We start from the raw sequence: 19462 nt of genomic DNA, 5'->3' as shown, positions 1-19462 counted from the left end.
TGGAAATGTGGAAAAGGCTCTTCTTGAAATTATTGATTGGCGAGCCTTTTCCACCATTTCCACACGCCAGGCATCACCAACAGAGGAGTTTTTTATAGAAAAAATAACAACTTCTAAGAAAACCTGCTAGTCAAGCCCCAACGATTTATTCGTCTGGCCCCAGGAGAATTTATTGTGTGCTTAAATGTAAGCCCGGTTTCCCTGCGGCGCACCCTGGACAATGGAGCTACCTGGAGTGACTACCAGAATGGATTTGGAGGCAGTAGTACCACTAAGGTCTGCTTCCAGATTACCGCACACCCGGATACGCCCGATACCTTGTTTGCCAAGGCTTCTTTTGCCATAGCCAAGTCCACAGACCGTGGCCAGACCTGGACGCTGAAGCGGGGCGAGTGGGACGACTTTGGCTACCAAAGCACTACCCTGGTGATAGACACCGCCAACCCGAATGTAATCTATGCCGGTGGGGAGCTTGCGTTGTTTAGTGCCTTCCTGTGGAAATCCGTAGACTGGGGAGAGACCTGGACGACGGTAAGCCTGCCAGACCCCATGAACAATGCCGTGAATACACTTACGTTTGGTACCGGTGCTGGCACCCCCCTATGGGTGGGTATGGAGGGCCGGATTATTTCCTCTCGTGATGGGGGAAATAGCTGGGCAGAACAAACATTTGACAATTATTCCTATATCCAGTCTATACGTGAGAGCAGGGTGTTTCCGGGCCGGCTGTATGCTACGGGTTCGCTGAATGGTACGCAGGGTGGGCCGCTCTTTTACTACCAGGCCACGTATGCCGATACCGCCTGGGTGCTGGATAGCAGTACGGCAGAGCTGGGCGACATGTATGTACAAGACCTGCTGGTGGTGGAGACCGATACGGCCGAGGTACTGTATTTTGCCTCGCGCATAGGTGTGTACCGGCTGGTGCTGGATAGGCCGGAGCCGCCTGTAGGCCGCGCGCCGCGCAGAGCGGCTGGCACCTTTGCTCTCTATCCCAATCCAGCCTCAGGCCTCGTTACACTCCGGGCTAGCGCACCCATCCACCAGCTGGAAGTGCGGAACCTGCAGGGTCAGACTGTGTATAGCCAGCAGGTGGTACAGCCCGCCCAGCCTACCTACAGCCTGGCACTGCCGCTTCCGTCCGGTGTTTATTTCCTCTCGCTGAATGGTGGGGCGTTCCAGAAGTTCATCCTGGCCGACTAGCAGTCCGGCCACGGCCGGTGCTTGCAGCTTAACTCAGCTGAATGGGCTTCCCCGGTGCGCACTTACTCCAGGTGGGGCAGGTACCAGGCCGTAGAAGCTAGGCTAGCGTGTAGAACTCAGGGCTTTCGGTGTGGTGTACACGAACCACCCCGGCGGCTACCAGGTTGACCAGGCTACGCAGTGCGGTGCGGCGGCTGGTGTTTACCAGCCGCACATACTCTGCCAGGCTAATGCGCTCATGGCGGGCCAGGTAGTCTAGCAGGGCCTGTTCCTTATCCGTGTACGCTATTACAGTAGGTTCGCCCGCTGCTTCGCGCCGCAGTACATCCACCACCACCTTGCTGGCCAGCACGCTCTTGTCATTCACGCGGATGTATACCATGCAGCGGTCGTCTTCCCCCTTGGCCCGGTGGGGCTTGGTCCGGCTTTCGGGTATCACCACCTCCAGCACGCGCAGCCCCTGGTATTCGTGCTGAAATAGCTCATACCGTATCGGGGGGTCGCAAAAAAAGTTGGCAGCAGCCTCTATCATGTGGCCCTCCTCATGCACGTCGGCACCGGCAATGCTACCATTGTCTCGCACTCCCACCAGCAGGCGGCCGCCCCGTGTGTTGGCAAAGGCTACGAGGCTTTTGGCAATCTTGCGTGGGTTGGTGATGGTTTTTTTGAAATCCTGGGTTACCCCCTCGCCCTCCAGGATCATTTTTTTCAGCGGATGCACGGCAAAGAACATATGCGAGGGAATTGAGTTATAGTAGATACGTTTATTTTCGGGCATTGCGTATATGAATGCGGCCCCCAAAAAAGCTTCTACACGATAATTCCTACGCAACTGGCTGCGCAAAGTTCGCTTTTGCTGCCCAGCCGTTGCACTACGGGCCTGGGCCGCCAATAAAGCACGCCGAACGGTACCTGGGCGCTACTAGCCCCCAGGTGCTTAGGGTAGTGGTTATCGGGTGGTTACTACCTGGTGGCTGTAGGGTAGGGGGTAGTTTTCCATCAGCCGGTTTACCTCCGCCTTTACGGCTTTCAGGTTTGCTTCGTCCTCGGGTTTTTTCAGTACCCGGTCTATCAGGTCCACAATGCCGTCCATCTGCGCTTCTGTCAGTCCACGGCTGGTAATAGCCGGCGTGCCTATGCGGATGCCACTGGTAACAAAAGGGCTTTGTGTATCGAAGGGTACCATGTTCTTGTTTACGGTAATATCGGCTTTCACCAGGGTGTTTTCGGCCAGCTTTCCGGTCAGGTTCTTGTTCCGGAGGTCGATCAGGATGCAGTGATTGTCAGTTCCTCCGCTGATGATTTCGTATCCCCGGCTGGAGAAGGCCGCAGCCATGGCCTGGGCGTTGGCCCGGGTCTGCTTCTGGTAGACGGCAAAACTGGGGTGCAGTGCCTCGCCAAAGGCGACCGCCTTGGCTGCAATAACATGCATGAGCGGCCCGCCCTGGGTGCCCGGAAACACGGCACCGTCCAGTATGGCACTCATGGGCTTCAGGTTGCCCTTGGGGTCTTTTTGCCCCATTGGGTTTTCAAAGTCCTTGCCCATCAGGATGATTCCGCCCCGTGGCCCACGCAGGGTTTTGTGGGTGGTGCTGGTAACGATGTGGCAGTGGGGCAGCGGATCGTTCAGTAGGCCTACGGCGATTATGCCAGCCGGGTGGGCTATGTCTGCCATCAGCAGGGCCCCCACGCTATCGGCTATCTCGCGCATCTGCCGGTAGTCCCAATCTCGGCTATAGCTGCTGGCTCCGGCAATGAGTAGCCTGGGCCGTTCCTGATCGGCCAGCCTGCGGATGGTGTCGTAGTTGATACGGCCGGTCTCTCGCTCTACGCCGTAGAACACGGGCTGGTATAGCTTGCCGCTGAAGTTTACAGGACTGCCATGCGTAAGGTGCCCGCCGTGGCTCAGGTCAAAGCCCATAATCTTGTCGCCGGGCTTTAGCACACCCAGCATCACGGCAGCATTGGCCTGGGCACCGCTGTGGGGCTGTACGTTCGCCCATTCGGCACCAAACAGTTTTTTCAGCCGCTCGCGGGCCAGGTCCTCTGCCAGGTCTACGTACTGGCAGCCCCCGTAGTAGCGCTTGCCTGGTAGCCCCTCGGCATACTTGTTGGTCAGGCAGGTGCCCATGGCCTGCATAACGGAGGGACTCACAAAGTTCTCACTTGCAATCAGTTCAATCCCCTCCTGCTGGCGGTGCAGTTCTTGCTCTATGATGCCGAAGATCTCATCCCGGGCGCCAATGCCTATTCCTTGTGGATACATAAGCTGAATTTGATCCCGCAATTTCGCAAACCCGATCGGTAACCACAAGATTAGCGGGTTTTTGCGGAAAGCTGTTTAATTCGCTTCCTCATACCCCATACGTCAAGCCAACATGGCCATACTCAAGCGAATCTTACAGGCGGGCATACACCCGGGCCTGGATACGGAAACCCGGCAGAACGTATCCATGCTGAATGTTTTTGCCCTCGTCATGGTGGGCTACATGCTGGTTGCCATGGCTTCCACGGCTCCGGTTTTCGGCCTGTCTATCTCCCTTCTCTTGCTTTTCTCGTGGGCCCTGCTCAGTGCCTGCTGCATTTATCTCAATCACAGGCGGTACTATCAGCTTGCCCGCAACCTCTTTTCCGAGAGCTATCTGTTCAACGTAGCGCTAGCCTCGGTTGCGGTTTCTAGCGTGAATTACATGGATATCCGGATCGTTTGTGTGGCCTTTATGGTCATCTCCTCGGTCACCTTCCCGCATAGTAGCCGGTGGATATACGTGCACCAGGCTGTTATGCTGGTCAACGCGGTGTTTTTGCAAGAGATCGTGGCGGGCTTACATTTCCTGTTTGGCTACGGTTTTCTTTACCCCCTTACGCCTGCCTTTATTCCCTACATGGTGCTTGCCATGGTGGCCCTGGGCATGATTGTGGTGCTGAACAAGCGCCGGACGCAGTATGCACACAGCATGGCCGAAACGACCCGGGCACTGGCTGCCGTGCAGCAGCAGTCGCAGGAGATGGAGGTACAGCAGGAGGAGTTACGCCAAAACAACGAAGAGCTGTTTGCTACCCAGGAGCAAATGCGGCAGACCCAGCAGGTGCTGCTCGTGCAGGCGCGCGAGCTGGAGGAGAAGGGGATGCTGATAGCCCGGCAGCACAGGCTGGAGCAGTCAGCAGCCAGGGTGGCCGAGCTTTCGCGCTGGGGGGCAGGTATGGACCTGCAGGCATGGGGTGCCCCCATCCTGGACTACCTGGCCACCGCCGTGGGTGCCACCCATGCCAGCCTGTACGTAGCGGAGGCCGAGGCTCCAAACCACCTGCTGCGCCAGGTGGCGGGCCATGCCATACCCGTGAATGGGGCCGCAGAAATACACGAAGGCGAGGGACTGCTGGGCCAATGCCTGAAAGACAGGCAAGACCGGTACCTGGTGCTGGATGACAAGCTCGACACCTATGTGGCCACCAGCCTGGTATCGGTTGTGCCCCGGCACTACTACATCCAGCCCCTGGTGTACCAGGGCCAGGTGTATGGGGCGCTGGAACTGGTGGCCCTGGAGGCTATAAGCGAGGAGCACATGAACCTGCTGAGCACAGCCTGCGCGGCCATAGCGGCCAACCTGCAGAGTGCGGTGGCCAATCAGCGCATCCGGCTATTGCTGAACGAAACGCAGCAGAAGAACCAGCAGCTGCAGCAGCACGAGGAAGAGCTACGCCAAAACTACGAGGAGCTGAAGGCCGCGCAAGAAGAAATGACACGCGCGCAGCTGGAGCTGGAACGCCTGAACGAAAACCTGGAACAGCGCGTGGCCGAGCGCACTGCTGCACTGGAGCACGCTATGGATGAGGTGAAGGCCACCCAGAACCAGCTGGTGCTGCGCGAAAAAATGGTCACCTTGGGTGTGCTGGTGGCAGGTGTGGCGCACGAAATAAACACACCGATAGGGGCCGTGCGTGCCAGTGCCGACAACCTGCTGGATAACCTGCCGACTGTGGTTTCCGGCTTTCCGGCCCTACTGCAGCGGATGCCACAGCGCCTGACCGGGGAGCTAACCGCCCTGCTGGACAAGCTGCTTGCACCAAGTGCAGATAAGGCCCCCCTCACCAGCCGCGAGCAGCGCCAGCTGCGCAAAGCCCTCGCCCAGCACCTGGAAGAAAGAGGCGTGCCAGAGCCGGAAACCTACGCCCAAACCCTGGTGGAGAGCGGATACAGGCACGACACGCTGGAGGAAATAACCCTGCTGACAAGTGAGTATAGCCGCGAAGTGAGCCAGCTGATCTATGCAGTCTGCCAGATTCGGGCGAACGTGGAAAACATATCCATCGCTTCGGACAAGACCAAGAAAATAGTATATGCACTGAAGAACTACAGCCGGGCAGAGCGCAGCGAATACTACGTGGCGGTAGACCTGGCCCAGAATATAGATACCATCCTGACCCTGTACCAGGGCCAGATGAAGCAGGGTGTGGAGGTGGAGTTTGACGTGCTGGCACGGCCCATTGTGCTGGCTAACCCGGATGCCCTGGGCCAGATATGGACCAACCTGATCAGCAACAGCCTGCAGGCCATGAAGTACCACGGCCAGATGCGCATAGTGCTGGATCAGCAGGCTGGCCAAGCCATTGTACGGATCGTGGACAATGGCCCAGGTGTACCAGAGGAGCTACAGCAAAAAATCTTTGAGCCCTTCTTTACCACAAAGGGGGCAGGCGAGGGTACAGGCCTGGGCCTGGATATTTGCAAAAAAATTTTGGAAACCTACGGGGGCTATATAGAGCTGGAGAGCAGGCCCGGCCAAACCGAGTTTCGGGTATTGCTGCCGCTGGCAGGCGGGGAGGCCTAGCCCCACCCTACCTGACAGACTTTGTGGACACGGCCATGTGCCGGGCGTACTCTGGTACGGCACCCGCACCAGTTTTTTGGGGTCTCACGGAACCAAGTGTTCAAAACATTGGTTTCATGTGAATCTTTTAACCCAAATTTCTGAATTTACAGTTTTATGAAAAAGCAATTCTATCTTATCGTTTTACTCGCACTCGCAGGTTTTGCCAATGCACAAACGGCCAAGGCACCCGCGAATCAAAAAGAGGCACTGGAGCAGACATCCGCCCAGCTGGCACCCCACATCCCGGAAGAGATAATGGGTGACTTCGGAGCTCAGATGCAAGCGCTGGAAGCCTCGGGCATCGTAAAAAATGCCGTGCAGGTTGGCCAGAAGGCCCCCGACTTCCACTTGACTAATGCCGCCGGCAAGCAAGTAAGCCTGAAAAAAATGCTGAAAGATGGCCCGGTTATCCTCACTTTCTACCGTGGTAGCTGGTGCCCCTTCTGCAACGTACAGCTGGCCTACCTGCAGCAGTCGCTGCCCGACTTCAAGCGCTACAATGCTACCCTGGTGGCCCTGTCTCCTCAGCTGCCCGATAGCAGCCTAACGCTGAAGGAGCGCAAAAAGCTGAGCTACGAGGTGCTGACTGACCCGAGTGCTAAGGTGGCAGGCGACTACAAGGTGCTCTATAAAATAACCCCAGAAGTACAGGCTGACCTAAGCAAAATGGTAGGCTTCGAAAACTACTACAACAAGGATAAAGGCTACTACGAGCTACCGCTGGCGGCCACCTATTTGATCGGCAAAGACGGTATCGTAAAGTATGCCTACCTGGACGTGAACTGGACCAAGCGTGCCGAACCTGCGGATATTGTTAAAGTGCTCAAGACGCTGTAAGGACATCCGCCCGTCAGACTCCCAGAAACACCCATGCCCGTGCCCATCGCACGGGCATTTCTATTTTGCCTAACCAGCGCCACACGCGCACCCCTTGGGCAGCGGAGCGCTTATTCGTACTTTTGTGCCATAGCCACGAGATATGCAAGCTGTAGCCCCCTATAAAACCAAGCACCAGGTACGCATCGTTACCGCCGCCAGCCTGTTCGATGGGCACGATGCTGCCATCAACATCATGCGCCGCATCCTGCAGGGCAGCGGGGCCGAGGTCATCCACCTGGGCCACAACCGGTCGGCCGAGGAAGTGGTAAATGCCGCCATACAAGAGGACGCCCAGGCCATAGCCATCACCAGCTACCAGGGCGGCCACGTAGAGTACTTCAAGTACATGTACGACCTGCTGAAGCAGCGGGGAGCTAGTCATATACGCATTTTCGGTGGCGGGGGAGGGACCATCCTGCCCGAGGAGATTGCCGAACTGCATGCCTATGGCATAGCCCGCATCTACAGCCCAGACGACGGACGAGCCCTGGGCCTGCAGGGTATGATAAACAACCTGCTGGAGCAGAGCGACTTCCTGACCGTGGCTAGCCTGAATGGAGAGGTGAAACGGCTGCAGGACAAAAACCCCCTGGCCATAGCCCGCACCATCAGCCTGGTAGAAAATGATGAAAACCAGGCCAAACAGGTGCTGGCCAGCCTGCCCACGTCCACCAAGAACATCCCCATCCTGGGAATAACCGGCACCGGCGGTGCCGGCAAAAGCAGCCTGACGGACGAGCTGGTGCGCCGCTACCTGCTGGACTTCCCGGATAAGACCGTGGCCATACTCAGTGTGGACCCCAGCAAGCGAAAAAGTGGGGGGGCCCTGCTGGGCGACCGCATCCGCATGAACAGCATCTTCAGCAGCCGGGTTTTCATGCGCAGCTTCGCTACCCGCGAGGCCAACATCAGCCTCAGCCGCCATGTGCGCGATGCCATTGCAGTGGTACGCGCCGCCGAGTACGACCTGGTGATCGTAGAAACAGCCGGCATAGGCCAGAGCGATAGCCAGATAACCGAGGTGGCCGACGTAGCCCTGTATGTAATGACCCCCGAGTTTGGTGCCGCCACCCAGCTGGAGAAGATCGACATGATCGACTACGCCGACCTCATCGCCATCAACAAGTTTGACAAACGCGGAGCCCTGGACGCGCAGCGCGATGTAGCCAAAACCTACCAGCGCAGCCGCCAGCTGTGGGAGCAGCCCCTGGAGCAGATGCCCGTGTATGGCACCATAGCCAGCCAGTTTAACGACCCGGGCATGAACACCCTGTACCGCGCCATAATGGACACCCTGGTGGCACGCACCGGTGCCGACCTGAAGAGTGGCTTCGACCTGGCCCAGCTACCTAGCGAAAAGATCTACATCATCCCCCCCGACCGCACCCGCTACCTGGCCGAGATAGCCGAAGAAAGCGACCGCTACAACCAGTGGGTAGACCGCCAGGCTGGGCTGGCACGCCAGGCCTATCAGCTGCACGGCAGCCTGCACCTGCTGGAGAGAGAGGGCAGTGAATCCGCAGCTGTAAAAATACTCTACGACAAGGTGTGGGATCGCCTGGATGCCAGCTGTCGCAGTATCCTGGTCGGCTGGGAGGCCAAGCACGACCAGTACAAGGGTGAGTACTACACCTACACGGTGCGGGGCAAGGAGATCAAGGTACGCAACCATACCGAAAGCCTGAGCCACCTGCAGATACCCAAGGTAGTACTGCCCAAGTACCAAGACTGGGGCGACATCCTGCGCTGGGTGCTGACCGAGAACGTGCCCGGCGAGTTCCCCTACGCAGGCGGGGTATACCCCTTCAAGCGCACGGGCGAGGACCCCACCCGTATGTTTGCCGGTGAGGGGGGCCCCGAGCGGACGAACAAGCGCTTCCACTACGTGAGCTTGGGCATGCCCGCCGCCCGCCTCAGCACTGCCTTCGACAGCGTAACCCTGTACGGCGAAGACCCCCACCACCGGCCCGACATCTACGGCAAGATTGGCAACAGCGGTGTCTCTATTGCCAGCCTGGATGATGCCAAGAAGCTGTATTCCGGCTTCGACCTGTGTGCCCCCACCACCAGCGTGAGCATGACCATCAACGGGCCAGCCCCCATGCTGCTCAGCTTCTTCCTGAACGCCGCCATAGACCAGCAGTGCGAGCTCTACATCAAGCAAAATGGCCTGGAGGCCGAGGTGGAGCAGAAGATTGCGGCTATCTATGCTGCGAGGGGTGCCGAGCGCCCCCGCTACCAGGGCGCACTGCCCCAGGGCAACAACGGCCTGGGCCTGCTGCTGCTGGGGGTAACCGGAGACCAGGTGCTGCCGGCCGACGTATATGCCCGCCTGCGCACCCAGGCACTACAGTCTGTGCGCGGCACCGTGCAGGCCGACATCCTGAAGGAAGACCAAGCCCAAAACACCTGCATCTTCAGTACCGAGTTTGCCCTGCGCATGATGGGCGACATCCAGCAGTACTTTATCGACCAGCAGGTGCGCAATTTCTACAGCGTATCCATCAGCGGCTACCACATTAGCGAGGCCGGGGCCAACCCCATCACCCAGCTGGCCCTCACCCTCAGCAATGGATTTACCTACGTGGAGTACTACCTGAGCCGGGGCATGGACATCAATGCCTTTGCCCCCAACCTCAGCTTCTTCTTTAGCAACGGCATGGACCCCGAGTACAGCGTGATAGGCCGCGTAGCCCGCCGCATATGGGCCAAGGCCATGCGCAACAAATATGGGGCCGATGCACGCAGCCAGATGCTGAAGTACCATATACAGACCAGCGGACGCAGCCTGCATGCCCAGGAGATCGACTTCAACGACATACGCACCACCCTGCAGGCCCTCTATGCCATATACGATAACTGCAACAGCCTGCACACCAACGCCTACGACGAGGCCATAACCACCCCCACCGAGGAGAGCGTACGCCGGGCCATGGCCATCCAGCTCATTATAAACCGCGAGCTGGGCCTGGCCAAAAACGAAAACCCCCTGCAGGGCAGCTTCATCATAGAGGAGCTGACCGACCTGGTGGAAGAAGCCGTGCTGGCCGAGTTTCGCCGCATAAGCGAGCGCGGTGGCGTGCTGGGTGCCATGGAGACCATGTATCAGCGCAACAAGATACAGGAAGAGAGCCTGCACTACGAGATGCAAAAGCACACGGGCGAGCTACCCATTATCGGCGTCAATACCTTCCTGAGCAAGGACGGAAGCCCTACCCTGATACCCGGCGAGGTAATCCGCGCCACCACCGAGGAGAAGGAGGCGCAGATACAGGCCGTACAGGCCCAGCAGCAGCGCAATGCCCCCGAGGCCAGCCAGGCCATGCAGCACCTGCAGCATACCGCCGTTACCCATGGCAACCTCTTTGCAGCCCTGATGGACGCCGCCAGGTGGTGCACCCTGGGCCAGATGAGCCAAGCCCTGTACCAGGTGGGTGGCCAGTACCGCCGGAATATGTAGCCCTGTTAACCCGGGCTTTTTTTCTATGATTAAGGGATGAACTTATTGCCTATCCACTATATATGGATAAGCATAGGGAGCACTCGTCAACTTTCCTTACGAAAGAGTTGATCATCATGCGTATAAGAAAATTCAACCATTTTCGGATCAAATTCGATCAATTCAAGAATTTTATCCCGATTTAATGTTGGAGGTCTTTTCAAAGTTAGACAAAGCCTTCTGCCTGGTGCCGCTTCTATAATGGTAAACTGAGAGCCATGTGGCTGCCAAGTAAAAGCATGATATTGGTCTTGGCGGTAGAAACCTTCAAGATTTCCATTCTTGTTCCATTTCCAGTCATACAATTCTGGATCGTATCGAATCGTATCGAATTCAAAAACAACAAGTTTCTCAAGCGAGTGGGATTTTACTAGTACAGCGGTTCTTAAATTTCGGTATTTCTTTCTAACCTCTGATACCCGTTCATTCCAGATGGAGAGAACACTGTTTCCTACTCTGTTCGAATCTTCTTCCTGACTTATTTTTTCGCCAAAAGAGTAATTGGGGGAGTTTCGGCCAGAAATGAGTCTTACACGTTTCAACTGAAATGGATTTTCGTTTTTTACTGACTTCAGGCCCCAGGCAGTATCCCCCAGTACCACATCATCCAGTCCTATATTTGATGGTTTCCAGGCTGCCCCGATACATTTTGCAAATATCTCTTCCCAGTCTTTTCCCTCAATAGCAGGGGTTTCTCTGGCAGCCATCAGCGCAAGCACATGCTTCCCGAGCTCTGTGGGGAAATTCGGCGGAAAATCGTTCAGCGCAAACGGCTGTTCTGTTCTGCTCACTGTTCTGAGTTTTGGCTTCCTGTTTTCTCCCATTGACTAAGATCGATTATAACAAAAATTATATTCTTGTAATGTGTGTGTTGGGTTCAGTGTTTTCGCTACAAATGGCAATAATTTACGGATGACCGACGCAATCATGTTTACAGGTACAGAGTTTCCTGCCTGCTTTCTTAATTGGCCATCAGGGTGGATCAGTTGGTAACTGTCAGGGAATCCCTGAAGCCGAAACATCTCTCTTGGTGTTAATCTTCTTTCGCCGTTTACCAGTAAGTAATTATAAGAAGCACCCGCCCTAAGCGCACAAGAATACGGATAAGAACAGATATTCCCGGATTTATTCTCGTGCCATATAGAGGGATAGCACATAGCCTGATGCATAGATTTTCGCTTCTCTACTATTCGAGATGAAGCGTAATATTTTTGATCCACTTTTTTTCCAGAAAACCTTCTAGTGCTGGAACGGGTCGTACAGGAACAGGAAACGAAAATAAAACAGGATCAAGATGTCCGACAATTATTATTCTTTCGCGCTTTTGAGGTAGGCCATAGTCTAATGCATTCAAGACTGAATACATAACTGTCTGATAGCCTATTTCTTTTAGAGAACTAAGAATGGTTTTCAGCGTTTTGCCCCCATTGTGACCAACAAGCTGCTTTACATTCTCCAGTACAAAGGCTGTTGGTTTTTTTTCTTTCAGTATTCTGGCAATATCAAAAAAAAAGTGTCCCTCTTGTATCCTCGAAGCCCCTCATCTGGCCTATTATACTGAAGGGTTGACATGGGAAGCCAGCAAATAATATATCATGATCCGGAATATTTTTTTCATCTATTTCTGTAATATCTCCGTCAGGATATTCTCCAAAGTTTGCTTCATAGCTTAATCGGCAAAAGGAATCTATATCGGAAGAAAGTACGCATTCCGATTTCAGATTGTATTCTTTACTAACTCGCTCCATCGCTACCCTGAATCCCCCTACACCGCAAAAGAGATCAGTGAAACGTATGATTTCCATTTTTTATTCAAAAATAGTTCCATTAAAGGGAAACAGCAATAGGAAGCGACATTTTTTTAATGGGTCTTGTCCTGGTATCGAATAGCCTCCGCTTCCAGCCCGTCCCCGGCTTGCTTATGGTCCGCGGGCACTCTGTCTGGGCGCAGCTTCCGGCCGAGTAGCAGCAGGCTGTGGTTCACTACAGATTGCAGCAAGCCATCATACCGGGTAATATGCCGGTTGGCTGCGCCACGCAAGTCTAGCAGGGCTTCCCACTCCAAACGCCCCGGCGGCAGGGGCATGGATGATGGATGCGTATGGGTTCATTTGTGTTCCACAAATAGGCATTTGTGGAACACAAGGCGGGCTTGGAAGCGGGTGCACGCCCGGCTAGGTGCTGCACGGTTTCGATATGGGCGCGGGGCCTCAGGGCTGGGTGCGGCGCAGCCGTGTATATATACACACGCGGGTTTGCAAAACTTGCTTTCTATTGCGCTATTTGCAGCATGGAATACGCGCACGCCTTTCGCATCCTGGAGGCCAAGTGGCAGCAGCACTGGCAGCAGAGCCAGCTCATGGCATTCGACCCCCGCAGTAGCAAGCCCAAATACTATGTGCTCGACATGTTTCCCTACCCCAGCGGGGCAGGGCTGCATGTGGGCCACCCCCTGGGCTATGTGGCTACCGACATTGTAGCCCGTTACCGAAAAATGCTGGGCTACGAGGTACTGCATCCCATGGGCTACGACGCCTTTGGCCTCCCGGCCGAAAACTACGCCATCCAGACAGGCCAGCACCCGGCCCTTACTACCGAGCAGAACGTGGCCACCTACCGCCGGCAGCTGGACATGCTGGGCCTGGTGCACACCCCGGGCAGCGACATCCGCACCTGCGACCCCGACTACTACCGCTGGACGCAGTGGATCTTCCTGCAACTCTTTGCCCACTGGTACGACACCCAGCGGCAGCAGGCCCGCCCCATAGCCGAGCTGGAAGCCCATTTTGCCACACAGGGCAGCACCGGCCTGGCCGCCGCTACCGACAGCGAGGAAGCCTTTACCGCCGCCCAGTGGCACGCCTATACCCCCGCCGAAAAGGAGGCACGCCTGCAACGCTACCGCCTGGCCTACCAGAGCGAAACGCTGGTAAACTGGTGCCCCGCCCTGGGCACCGTGCTGGCCAACGAGGAAGTGAAAGACGGCCTGAGCGAACGCGGCGGCCACCCCGTGGAGCGCAGGCCCATGCGCCAGTGGAGCCTGCGCATCACCGCCTATGCCGAGCGGCTGCTGCAGGGCCTGGAGGGCCTCAGCTGGCCCGGCAGCATCCTGGAGATGCAGCGGCACTGGATAGGCAAAAGCACCGGAGCCAGCGTGCGTTTCGCCCTGGAGGGCCAGGCCGAATCCATTGAGGTATTCACCACCCGGCCCGACACCCTGTGGGGCGTTAGCTGCCTGGTACTAGCCCCCGAGCACCCCCTGGCACGCAGCCTGGCCACCCCCGCCCAGCAGGCACAGGTAGTGGCCTACATAGACCAGGCCGCCCACCGCAGCGAGCGAGACCGACTGGCCGATGTAAAGGGCGTGAGCGGTGTGTACACCGGCAGCCAGGCGCAGCACCCCTTCACCGGCCAGCGCCTGCCCATCTACCTGGCCGACTATGTGCTGATGGGCTACGGCACCGGGGCCGTAATGGCCGTGCCCGCGCACGACAGCCGCGACCACCGCTTTGCCCACCACTTTGGCCTACCCATCCGCGCCGTTATCCACAGCGATACCGATGTGCAGCAGCAGGCCTACGAGGCCAAAACCGGCACCCTGCACAGCAGCGACTTCCTGAACGGGCTGCAGGTGCCCCAGGCCATAGAGCGCGTACTACACGCACTGGAGGAAAAAGGCCTGGGCACCCGCCGCACCACCTACCGCCTGCGCGATGCCATCTTCAGCCGCCAGCGCTACTGGGGCGAGCCCATCCCCATTATCTACCAGGACGGCATCCCCACCCCGGTGCCTGTGGAGCAGCTGCCCGTAACCCTGCCCCAGGTGCAGAGCTACCGCCCCACCGGCACCGGCCAAAGCCCCCTGGCTGCCGTAGAAAGCTGGGTAAACACCCCCCTGGGCCCCCGCGAGACCGACACCATGCCCGGCTGGGCCGGCAGCAGCTGGTACTTTATGCGCTATGTAAGCCCCCGAAACAACACCCGCTTTGCCGACGAGCTGGAAAAGTGGCTGCCTGTAGACCTGTATGTGGGCGGGGCCGAGCATGCCGTAGGCCACCTGCTGTATAGCCGCTTCTGGACCCACTTCCTGCACGACCTGGGCCACAGCCCCGTGCGCGAGCCCTTCCGCCACCTGGTAAACCAGGGCATGATACAGGGCGTGAGTGCCCTGGTGTACAAGAAAAAGACCGAACAGGTATTCGTAAGCGCCGACCGCGTAGCCCAGCCCGACGACTACATAGCCCTGCATGTGGACGTAAAGCTGGTGGAAGACGACCTGCTAGACGTAGAGGCCTGGCGCCCCACCCTGGCCGCTGCCTACCCCGATGCACAGATAGAGTACGGAGCGGGTGGGGTGTTTCGCGTAAAGCGCGAAACGGAGAAAATGAGCAAGTCGCTGCTGAATGTGGTGAACCCGGACGACATCTGCCGCCAGTACGGGGCCGATACCTTCCGCCTGTACGAGATGTTTCTGGGCCCGCTGGAGCAGCACAAGCCCTGGAACACCCAGGGCATCAGTGGCGTATACGGCTTCCTGAAGCGCGTGTGGAGCCTGTGCCTGGACGAGCACGGAGCCTGGGCCGCCACCCCCGATGCGCCCACCGAGGCCGAACTGAAGCTGCTGCACCAAACCATCAAAAAAACCCGCGAGGACATTGAGCGCCTCAGCTTCAATACCGCCGTACCCCAGTTTATGATCCTGGTGAACGAGCTGTACAAGCTGAAGAGCTGCAAGCAGGCCGTGCTGCTGCCCTTCCTGCAGTGCCTGGCCCCCTTTGCCCCCCACCTGGCCGAAGAGCTGTGGCAGCGAGCCGGCCAGCCCGGCTCCATCTTTGCCAGCCCCTTCCCCCAGTGGGAGGAACGCTACCTGCAGGAACGCAGCTTCGAGTACCCGGTTAGCATAAACGGCAAGCTCCGCTTCCGGCTGCAGCTGCCGCTAGACCTGAGCCCCGCCCAGGTGGAGGAGCGCGTACTGGCTGCCGAAGAAATACAAAAGCATCTGGCCGATGGCCCCGCTAAAAAGGTGATTGTGGTGCCCGGCAAGATTGTGAACGTGGTGGTGTAGTGCCACCCCGGGCGTGCACCCGCCTCCAGGCCCGCCTTGTGTTCCACAAATGCCTATTTTTGGAACACAAAATCCGTAGCTTGTTTTTTATGGAACACAAATGAACCCATACGTTCCCATGCCCCTGCCGCCGGAGCGTCTGGAGTGGGAAGCTCTGCTAGACTTGCTAGGCGCAGCCAACCGGCACATTGCCCGGTATGATGGATTGCTACAATCTGTAGTGAACCCCAGCCTGCTGCTCTCGCCCCTGCGCACACAGGAAGCCGTACTATCGTCCAAGATAGAAGGCACACAGGCTACCCTGGAGCAGGTAATGGCCTACGAGGGTTCGCCCCAGCAACCCGAAGGCCCGCTGGCAGACATACAGGAGGTGATTAACTACCGAAACGCGCTCACCTATGCCAGAGACCAACTGACCGAGCTGCCCCTATCGCTCCGCCTCATCCGGGACACGCACCGCATACTACTGCAAGGCACCAGAGGGGCCAACAGCGACCCCGGCAACTTTCGCCGTACACAGAACTGGATCGGCGTCCCCGGCAGTACCCTGGATACCGCCCGCTTTGTACCCCCAGCTGTACCCGCTATGCAACAGGGACTGAATAACTGGGAGCAGTACCTACACTATGACGAGAAAGACACCCTGGTGCAGCTGGCTATTGTCCACGCACAGTTTGAGATCCTGCACCCATTTATAGACGGAAACGGACGTATAGGCCGCATATTGATACCGCTTTTTCTGTTTCACAAGGGGATCATACATCAGCCTGTATTCTATATGAGCCAGTACCTGGAGGCCCAGCGTGCCGCCTATTACGATGCACTAAAGCACGTAACCGACTCCGGCTCCTGGACACACTGGATCCGTTTTTTTCTGACGGGGGTAATACAACAGGCCGAGACTAACACCCGCCAGCTACGCCAAATCATAGACCTGTACGAGCGCATGAAACAGCTGATCGCACAGACCACCCGCTCGCAGTGGGCCATACAGTGCCTGGACTACCTGTTTTCGCGCCCCATCTTTAGCTCTACCCATTTCCATAGCAATGCCCGGGTGCCCAAAACCAGTGCCGCCAGGCTGCTAAAGGCTATGGAAGCCCAGCACATTATACAAGTGGTGCACAGGGGGGGGGGCCGCAGCCCCTCGGAGTATGCTTTTGGGCCCCTGCTTAGTATCATCAACAGCTAGGCTACAGCTGCCGCTAGACCTGAGCCCCGCCCAGGTGGAGGAGCGCGTACTGGCTGCCGAAGAAATACAGAAGCACCTGGCCGATGGCCCCGCCAAAAAGGTGATTGTGGTGCCCGGCAAGATTGTGAACGTGGTGGTGTAGCGCCAGGCCGGGCGTGCACCCGCCTCAGGCCCGCCTTGTGTTCCACAAATGCCTATTTTGGGAACACAAAATCCGTAGCTTGTTTTTTATGGAACACAAATGAACCCATACGCCCGTACGGAAGATGCGGGCTTTTTGGGGTGCGCTTAGCAGGGGGGGCGTATGCGGCTACGGGCCTCTCGTACCCCGCCCGGCGGTAAACAGCCCCAAACAGCCCTCAAAAGACCCCCAAGAGGTTGGCTTTCCTCTCCAAAATTGATTAAGCTTGCAACGAGCTTGCCGCTGGCATGGCTGTGTGCCTTTTTTGTATTATTTAACCTTCTTTGCTATGAACGCCACCTTTAGTTTTCCACACCGCGCAGCCAGGGGGCTGCTACTAGCCCTGCTGCTAGTTACCGTTTTTGCTGGCCAGGGCCGCGCCCAGGGGGCCCCGCATCCTGTGGGACCGCACCTATGGCGGCAGCAATCATGAAGATCTCACAGAAATACTACCCACAGCCGACGGCGGCTACCTGCTGGGCGGCAGATCCGCTTCGGGCATGAATGGCAACAAGACTGCGCCTAGACGAGGCGACTACGACTACTGGGTAGTGAAGATAGATGCCCAGGGCGCGGTGGAGTGGGACCGCACCTATGGCGGCAGCTACAACCTTGATAATCCTGTTCTATACTTTTCACAAGCAGATCTACTCACTTCTCTGGTATCTACGGCCGATGGCGGCTACCTGCTGGGCGGCAAATCTATGTCTCCAGCCAATACTGGCAACAAGACCGCGCCCAACCGGGGGAGCTTTGACTACTGGGTGGTGAAGATAGATGCCCAGGGCGTGCTGCTGTGGGACCGCAGCTATGGCGGCAGTAGCGATGATGAGCTGACGGCCTTGGTGACCACGGCCGACGGCGGCTACCTGCTGGGCGGCAGATCGACGTCTCCAGCCAATACTGGCAACAAGACCGCGCCCAACCGGGGGAGCTTTGACTACTGGGTGGTGAAGATAGATGCCCAGGGCGCGGTGCAGTGGGACAGCACCTATGGCGGCAGTAGCGATGATGAGCCGACAGCCCTGGTGGCCACGGCCAACGGCGGCTACCTGCTGGGCGGCACCTCTGGTTCCGAAGCCAATACCGGCAACAAGACCGCCCCCAAACGGGGCAGCGATGACTACTGGCTGGTGCAGATAAATGGTGATGGCGTGCTGCAGTGGGACCGCACCTATGGCGGCACAAACCATGAGGAGCTGACCAGCCTAGTAGCCACCACCGGCGGCTACCTGCTGGGGGGGAAATCCGGTTCCGGAATGAATGGCAACAAGACCGCGCCCAACCGGGGCAGCTGGGACTACTGGGTAGTGAAGATAAATGACATAGGCGTGCTGCAGTGGGACCGCACCTATGGCGGCGCAGGCTATGATGAGCTGTATAGCCTAGTAGCCACCGACGACGGCTACCTGCTGGGGGGGGTGACCTTCTCTTCCCCAAGCGGCAACAAAACGGCACCCAACCGAGGAGGCGAAGACTACTGGGTAGTGAAGATAGATGCCCAGGGCGCGGTGCAGTGGGACAGCACCTATGGCGGCACTGACTATGATATGCTACATAGCATAGTAGCCACTACCGACGGCGGCTACCTGCTGGGCGGCAGATCTCAGAGTTTTCAAACTGGCAACAAGACCGCGCCCAACCGGGGAGCCAGCGACTACTGGCTGGTGCGTCTACAGGGCTGTGAAGCTCCCGCAGCCCCCACCTTTGCGGCCACCACCGCCAGCGCCTGCCTGGGTAGCAACGTAAGCTTTACCAACACCCGCGCCTTGAATCCCGTCGAAAAGCTACAGGTGAACACCGCCAATGCAGCCACCGGCTGGGTAGACGTAACGGGAGACGTAAGCTTTGCCACCGCCAGTACCGACCAGGTACGCTACGTGCGTATATGGAACGGCAGCTGCCCCAGCGAAGTAGTGATCCTGACCGGCACCGCAGTAGCTCAGCCCGCCGCCCCCGTACTGGCCGACCAGGCACGCCAGGGAGCCGGTAGCGTACAGTTTACCTACGACGGTACCCTGGAGGCAGGCCAACAGCTGGAGTGGAGCAGCGATAACACCAGTTTCGGCAATCCTGGTACCACCAGCCCTGCCTACACACTGCAGGCAGGTGAGGCGGCGACTTTCTACGCCCGTATTACGAGCAACCACAACTGCACGGGTGCCGTAGCCTCTGTGAAAGCCACCGCATATGCCGTAAACAGCAGCGTTCAGGTTGTTCAAACAGCTGGCAGCAATAGCCTCAGCGCTCCGGCAGGCGTTAACACCGCTACCATCCAGTGGCTGGATGCCAACCTGCAGGCCATCGTCAATGCCACGGGTGTTACCTTCACCCCCACTGCTAACGGCACCTATTACGTGAGCTACCGCGATGCCAACGGCGACTACCAGGTGAGCAACGCCATCAACTTTGTGGCCGTTACCACTAGCCGCACCGCTAGCCTGGCCGCAGGCGGCATCCAGCTGTACCCCAACCCCAGCCCGGGCCAGCTAAACGTAGCCCTAGCCACCCCCGGCAGCTACAGCCTACAGCTGACCGACCTGCAGGGCCGCGTGGTGTACACCACTGC

The 19462-nt window shown here is 57.7% G+C and carries 12 protein-coding genes and 1 pseudogene; 8 read left to right on the top strand and 5 right to left on the bottom strand.

The annotated features are described in order from the left end of the window. Nucleotides 1–174 precede the first annotated feature (174 nt). Nucleotides 175–1203: a T9SS type A sorting domain-containing protein gene (locus LW884_11640; protein MCE3008982.1), complete on the top strand. Its 1029-nt coding sequence runs from the start codon at nucleotides 175–177 to the stop codon at nucleotides 1201–1203. Nucleotides 1204–1300: 97 nt separating this feature from the next. Here LW884_11640 and LW884_11635 read toward each other — a convergent pair whose 3' ends face one another. Together LW884_11635 and LW884_11630 are read right to left on the bottom strand one after the other, a co-directional pair. Then, on the bottom strand, nucleotides 1301–1981 hold the full coding sequence (locus LW884_11635; protein ID MCE3008981.1) for an ATP-binding protein: 681 nt from the start codon (nucleotides 1979–1981) through the stop codon (nucleotides 1301–1303). Nucleotides 1982–2152: 171 nt separating this feature from the next. Then, nucleotides 2153–3469 carry a serine hydroxymethyltransferase gene (locus LW884_11630; GenBank protein ID MCE3008980.1) on the bottom strand — a complete coding sequence of 439 codons (1317 nt, stop codon included), beginning with the start codon at nucleotides 3467–3469 and terminating at the stop codon, nucleotides 2153–2155. Nucleotides 3470–3581: 112 nt separating this feature from the next. On the opposite strand from LW884_11630, the gene LW884_11625 reads away from it, so the two are divergent. The 3 genes from LW884_11625 (at nucleotide 3582) to LW884_11615 (ending at nucleotide 10416) form a co-directional block, all read left to right on the top strand. Continuing rightward, nucleotides 3582–6035 carry an ATP-binding protein gene (locus LW884_11625; GenBank protein MCE3008979.1) on the top strand — a complete coding sequence of 818 codons (2454 nt, stop codon included), beginning with the start codon at nucleotides 3582–3584 and terminating at the stop codon, nucleotides 6033–6035. Nucleotides 6036–6191: 156 nt separating this feature from the next. Beyond that, nucleotides 6192–6914, top strand: a complete 723-nt coding sequence (locus LW884_11620; protein MCE3008978.1) for an AhpC/TSA family protein — start codon at nucleotides 6192–6194, stop codon at nucleotides 6912–6914. A gap of 142 nt (nucleotides 6915–7056) precedes the next feature. After that, complete coding sequence (locus LW884_11615; GenBank protein ID MCE3008977.1) at nucleotides 7057–10416, top strand: methylmalonyl-CoA mutase family protein; 3360 nt, start codon at nucleotides 7057–7059, stop codon at nucleotides 10414–10416. Between the two features lie 86 nt (nucleotides 10417–10502). Here LW884_11615 and LW884_11610 read toward each other — a convergent pair whose 3' ends face one another. The 3 genes and pseudogenes from LW884_11610 to LW884_11600 form a co-directional block, all read right to left on the bottom strand. Next, on the bottom strand, nucleotides 10503–11246 hold the full coding sequence (locus tag LW884_11610) for a hypothetical protein (GenBank protein MCE3008976.1): 744 nt from the start codon (nucleotides 11244–11246) through the stop codon (nucleotides 10503–10505). A 36-nt stretch (nucleotides 11247–11282) separates the two neighbouring features. Continuing rightward, nucleotides 11283–12260 (bottom strand): annotated as a pseudogene (dcm, locus tag LW884_11605) (DNA (cytosine-5-)-methyltransferase). 56 nt (nucleotides 12261–12316) lie between these two features. Further along, nucleotides 12317–12541, bottom strand: coding sequence for a hypothetical protein (locus LW884_11600; protein MCE3008975.1), 225 nt, complete (start codon nucleotides 12539–12541; stop codon nucleotides 12317–12319). 204 nt (nucleotides 12542–12745) lie between these two features. Here LW884_11600 and leuS point away from each other — a divergent pair, with 204 nt between their 5' ends. From leuS to LW884_11580, 4 genes are all read left to right on the top strand, one after another. Next, on the top strand, nucleotides 12746–15520 hold the full coding sequence (leuS, locus tag LW884_11595) for a leucine--tRNA ligase (protein ID MCE3008974.1): 2775 nt from the start codon (nucleotides 12746–12748) through the stop codon (nucleotides 15518–15520). 100 nt (nucleotides 15521–15620) lie between these two features. Further along, on the top strand, nucleotides 15621–16712 hold the full coding sequence (locus LW884_11590) for a Fic family protein (GenBank protein MCE3008973.1): 1092 nt from the start codon (nucleotides 15621–15623) through the stop codon (nucleotides 16710–16712). Then, nucleotides 16681–16854, top strand: a complete 174-nt coding sequence (locus LW884_11585) for a hypothetical protein (GenBank protein ID MCE3008972.1) — start codon at nucleotides 16681–16683, stop codon at nucleotides 16852–16854. The genes LW884_11590 and LW884_11585 overlap by 32 nt, the downstream gene beginning before the upstream one ends. Nucleotides 16855–17255: 401 nt before the next feature. Beyond that, nucleotides 17256–19462 (top strand): T9SS type A sorting domain-containing protein (locus tag LW884_11580; GenBank protein MCE3008971.1); only part of this gene is annotated, 2207 nt, incomplete at its 3' end.

Source organism: Bacteroidota bacterium (genome assembly GCA_021300195.1).
In the GTDB taxonomy this organism is placed as follows: domain Bacteria; phylum Bacteroidota; class Bacteroidia; order J057; family JAJTIE01; genus JAJTIE01.
The sequence above is the reverse complement of the archived record's forward strand: the minus strand, read 5'-3'. Positions and strand labels throughout refer to the sequence as shown.

Bases quoted from the DNA above. Each gene is read 5' to 3' on its own strand.
- LW884_11630 (MCE3008980.1), bottom strand. From the start codon at position 3,469: ATGTATCCACAAGGAATAGGCATTGGCGCCCGGGATGAGATCTTCGGC.
- LW884_11620 (MCE3008978.1), top strand. From the start codon at position 6,192: ATGAAAAAGCAATTCTATCTTATCGTTTTACTCGCACTCGCAGGTTTT.
- leuS (MCE3008974.1), top strand. From the start codon at position 12,746: ATGGAATACGCGCACGCCTTTCGCATCCTGGAGGCCAAGTGGCAGCAG.
- LW884_11615 (MCE3008977.1), top strand. From the start codon at position 7,057: ATGCAAGCTGTAGCCCCCTATAAAACCAAGCACCAGGTACGCATCGTT.
- LW884_11590 (MCE3008973.1), top strand. From the start codon at position 15,621: ATGAACCCATACGTTCCCATGCCCCTGCCGCCGGAGCGTCTGGAGTGG.
- LW884_11600 (MCE3008975.1), bottom strand. From the start codon at position 12,541: ATGCCCCTGCCGCCGGGGCGTTTGGAGTGGGAAGCCCTGCTAGACTTG.
- LW884_11635 (MCE3008981.1), bottom strand. From the start codon at position 1,981: ATGCCCGAAAATAAACGTATCTACTATAACTCAATTCCCTCGCATATG.
- LW884_11625 (MCE3008979.1), top strand. From the start codon at position 3,582: ATGGCCATACTCAAGCGAATCTTACAGGCGGGCATACACCCGGGCCTG.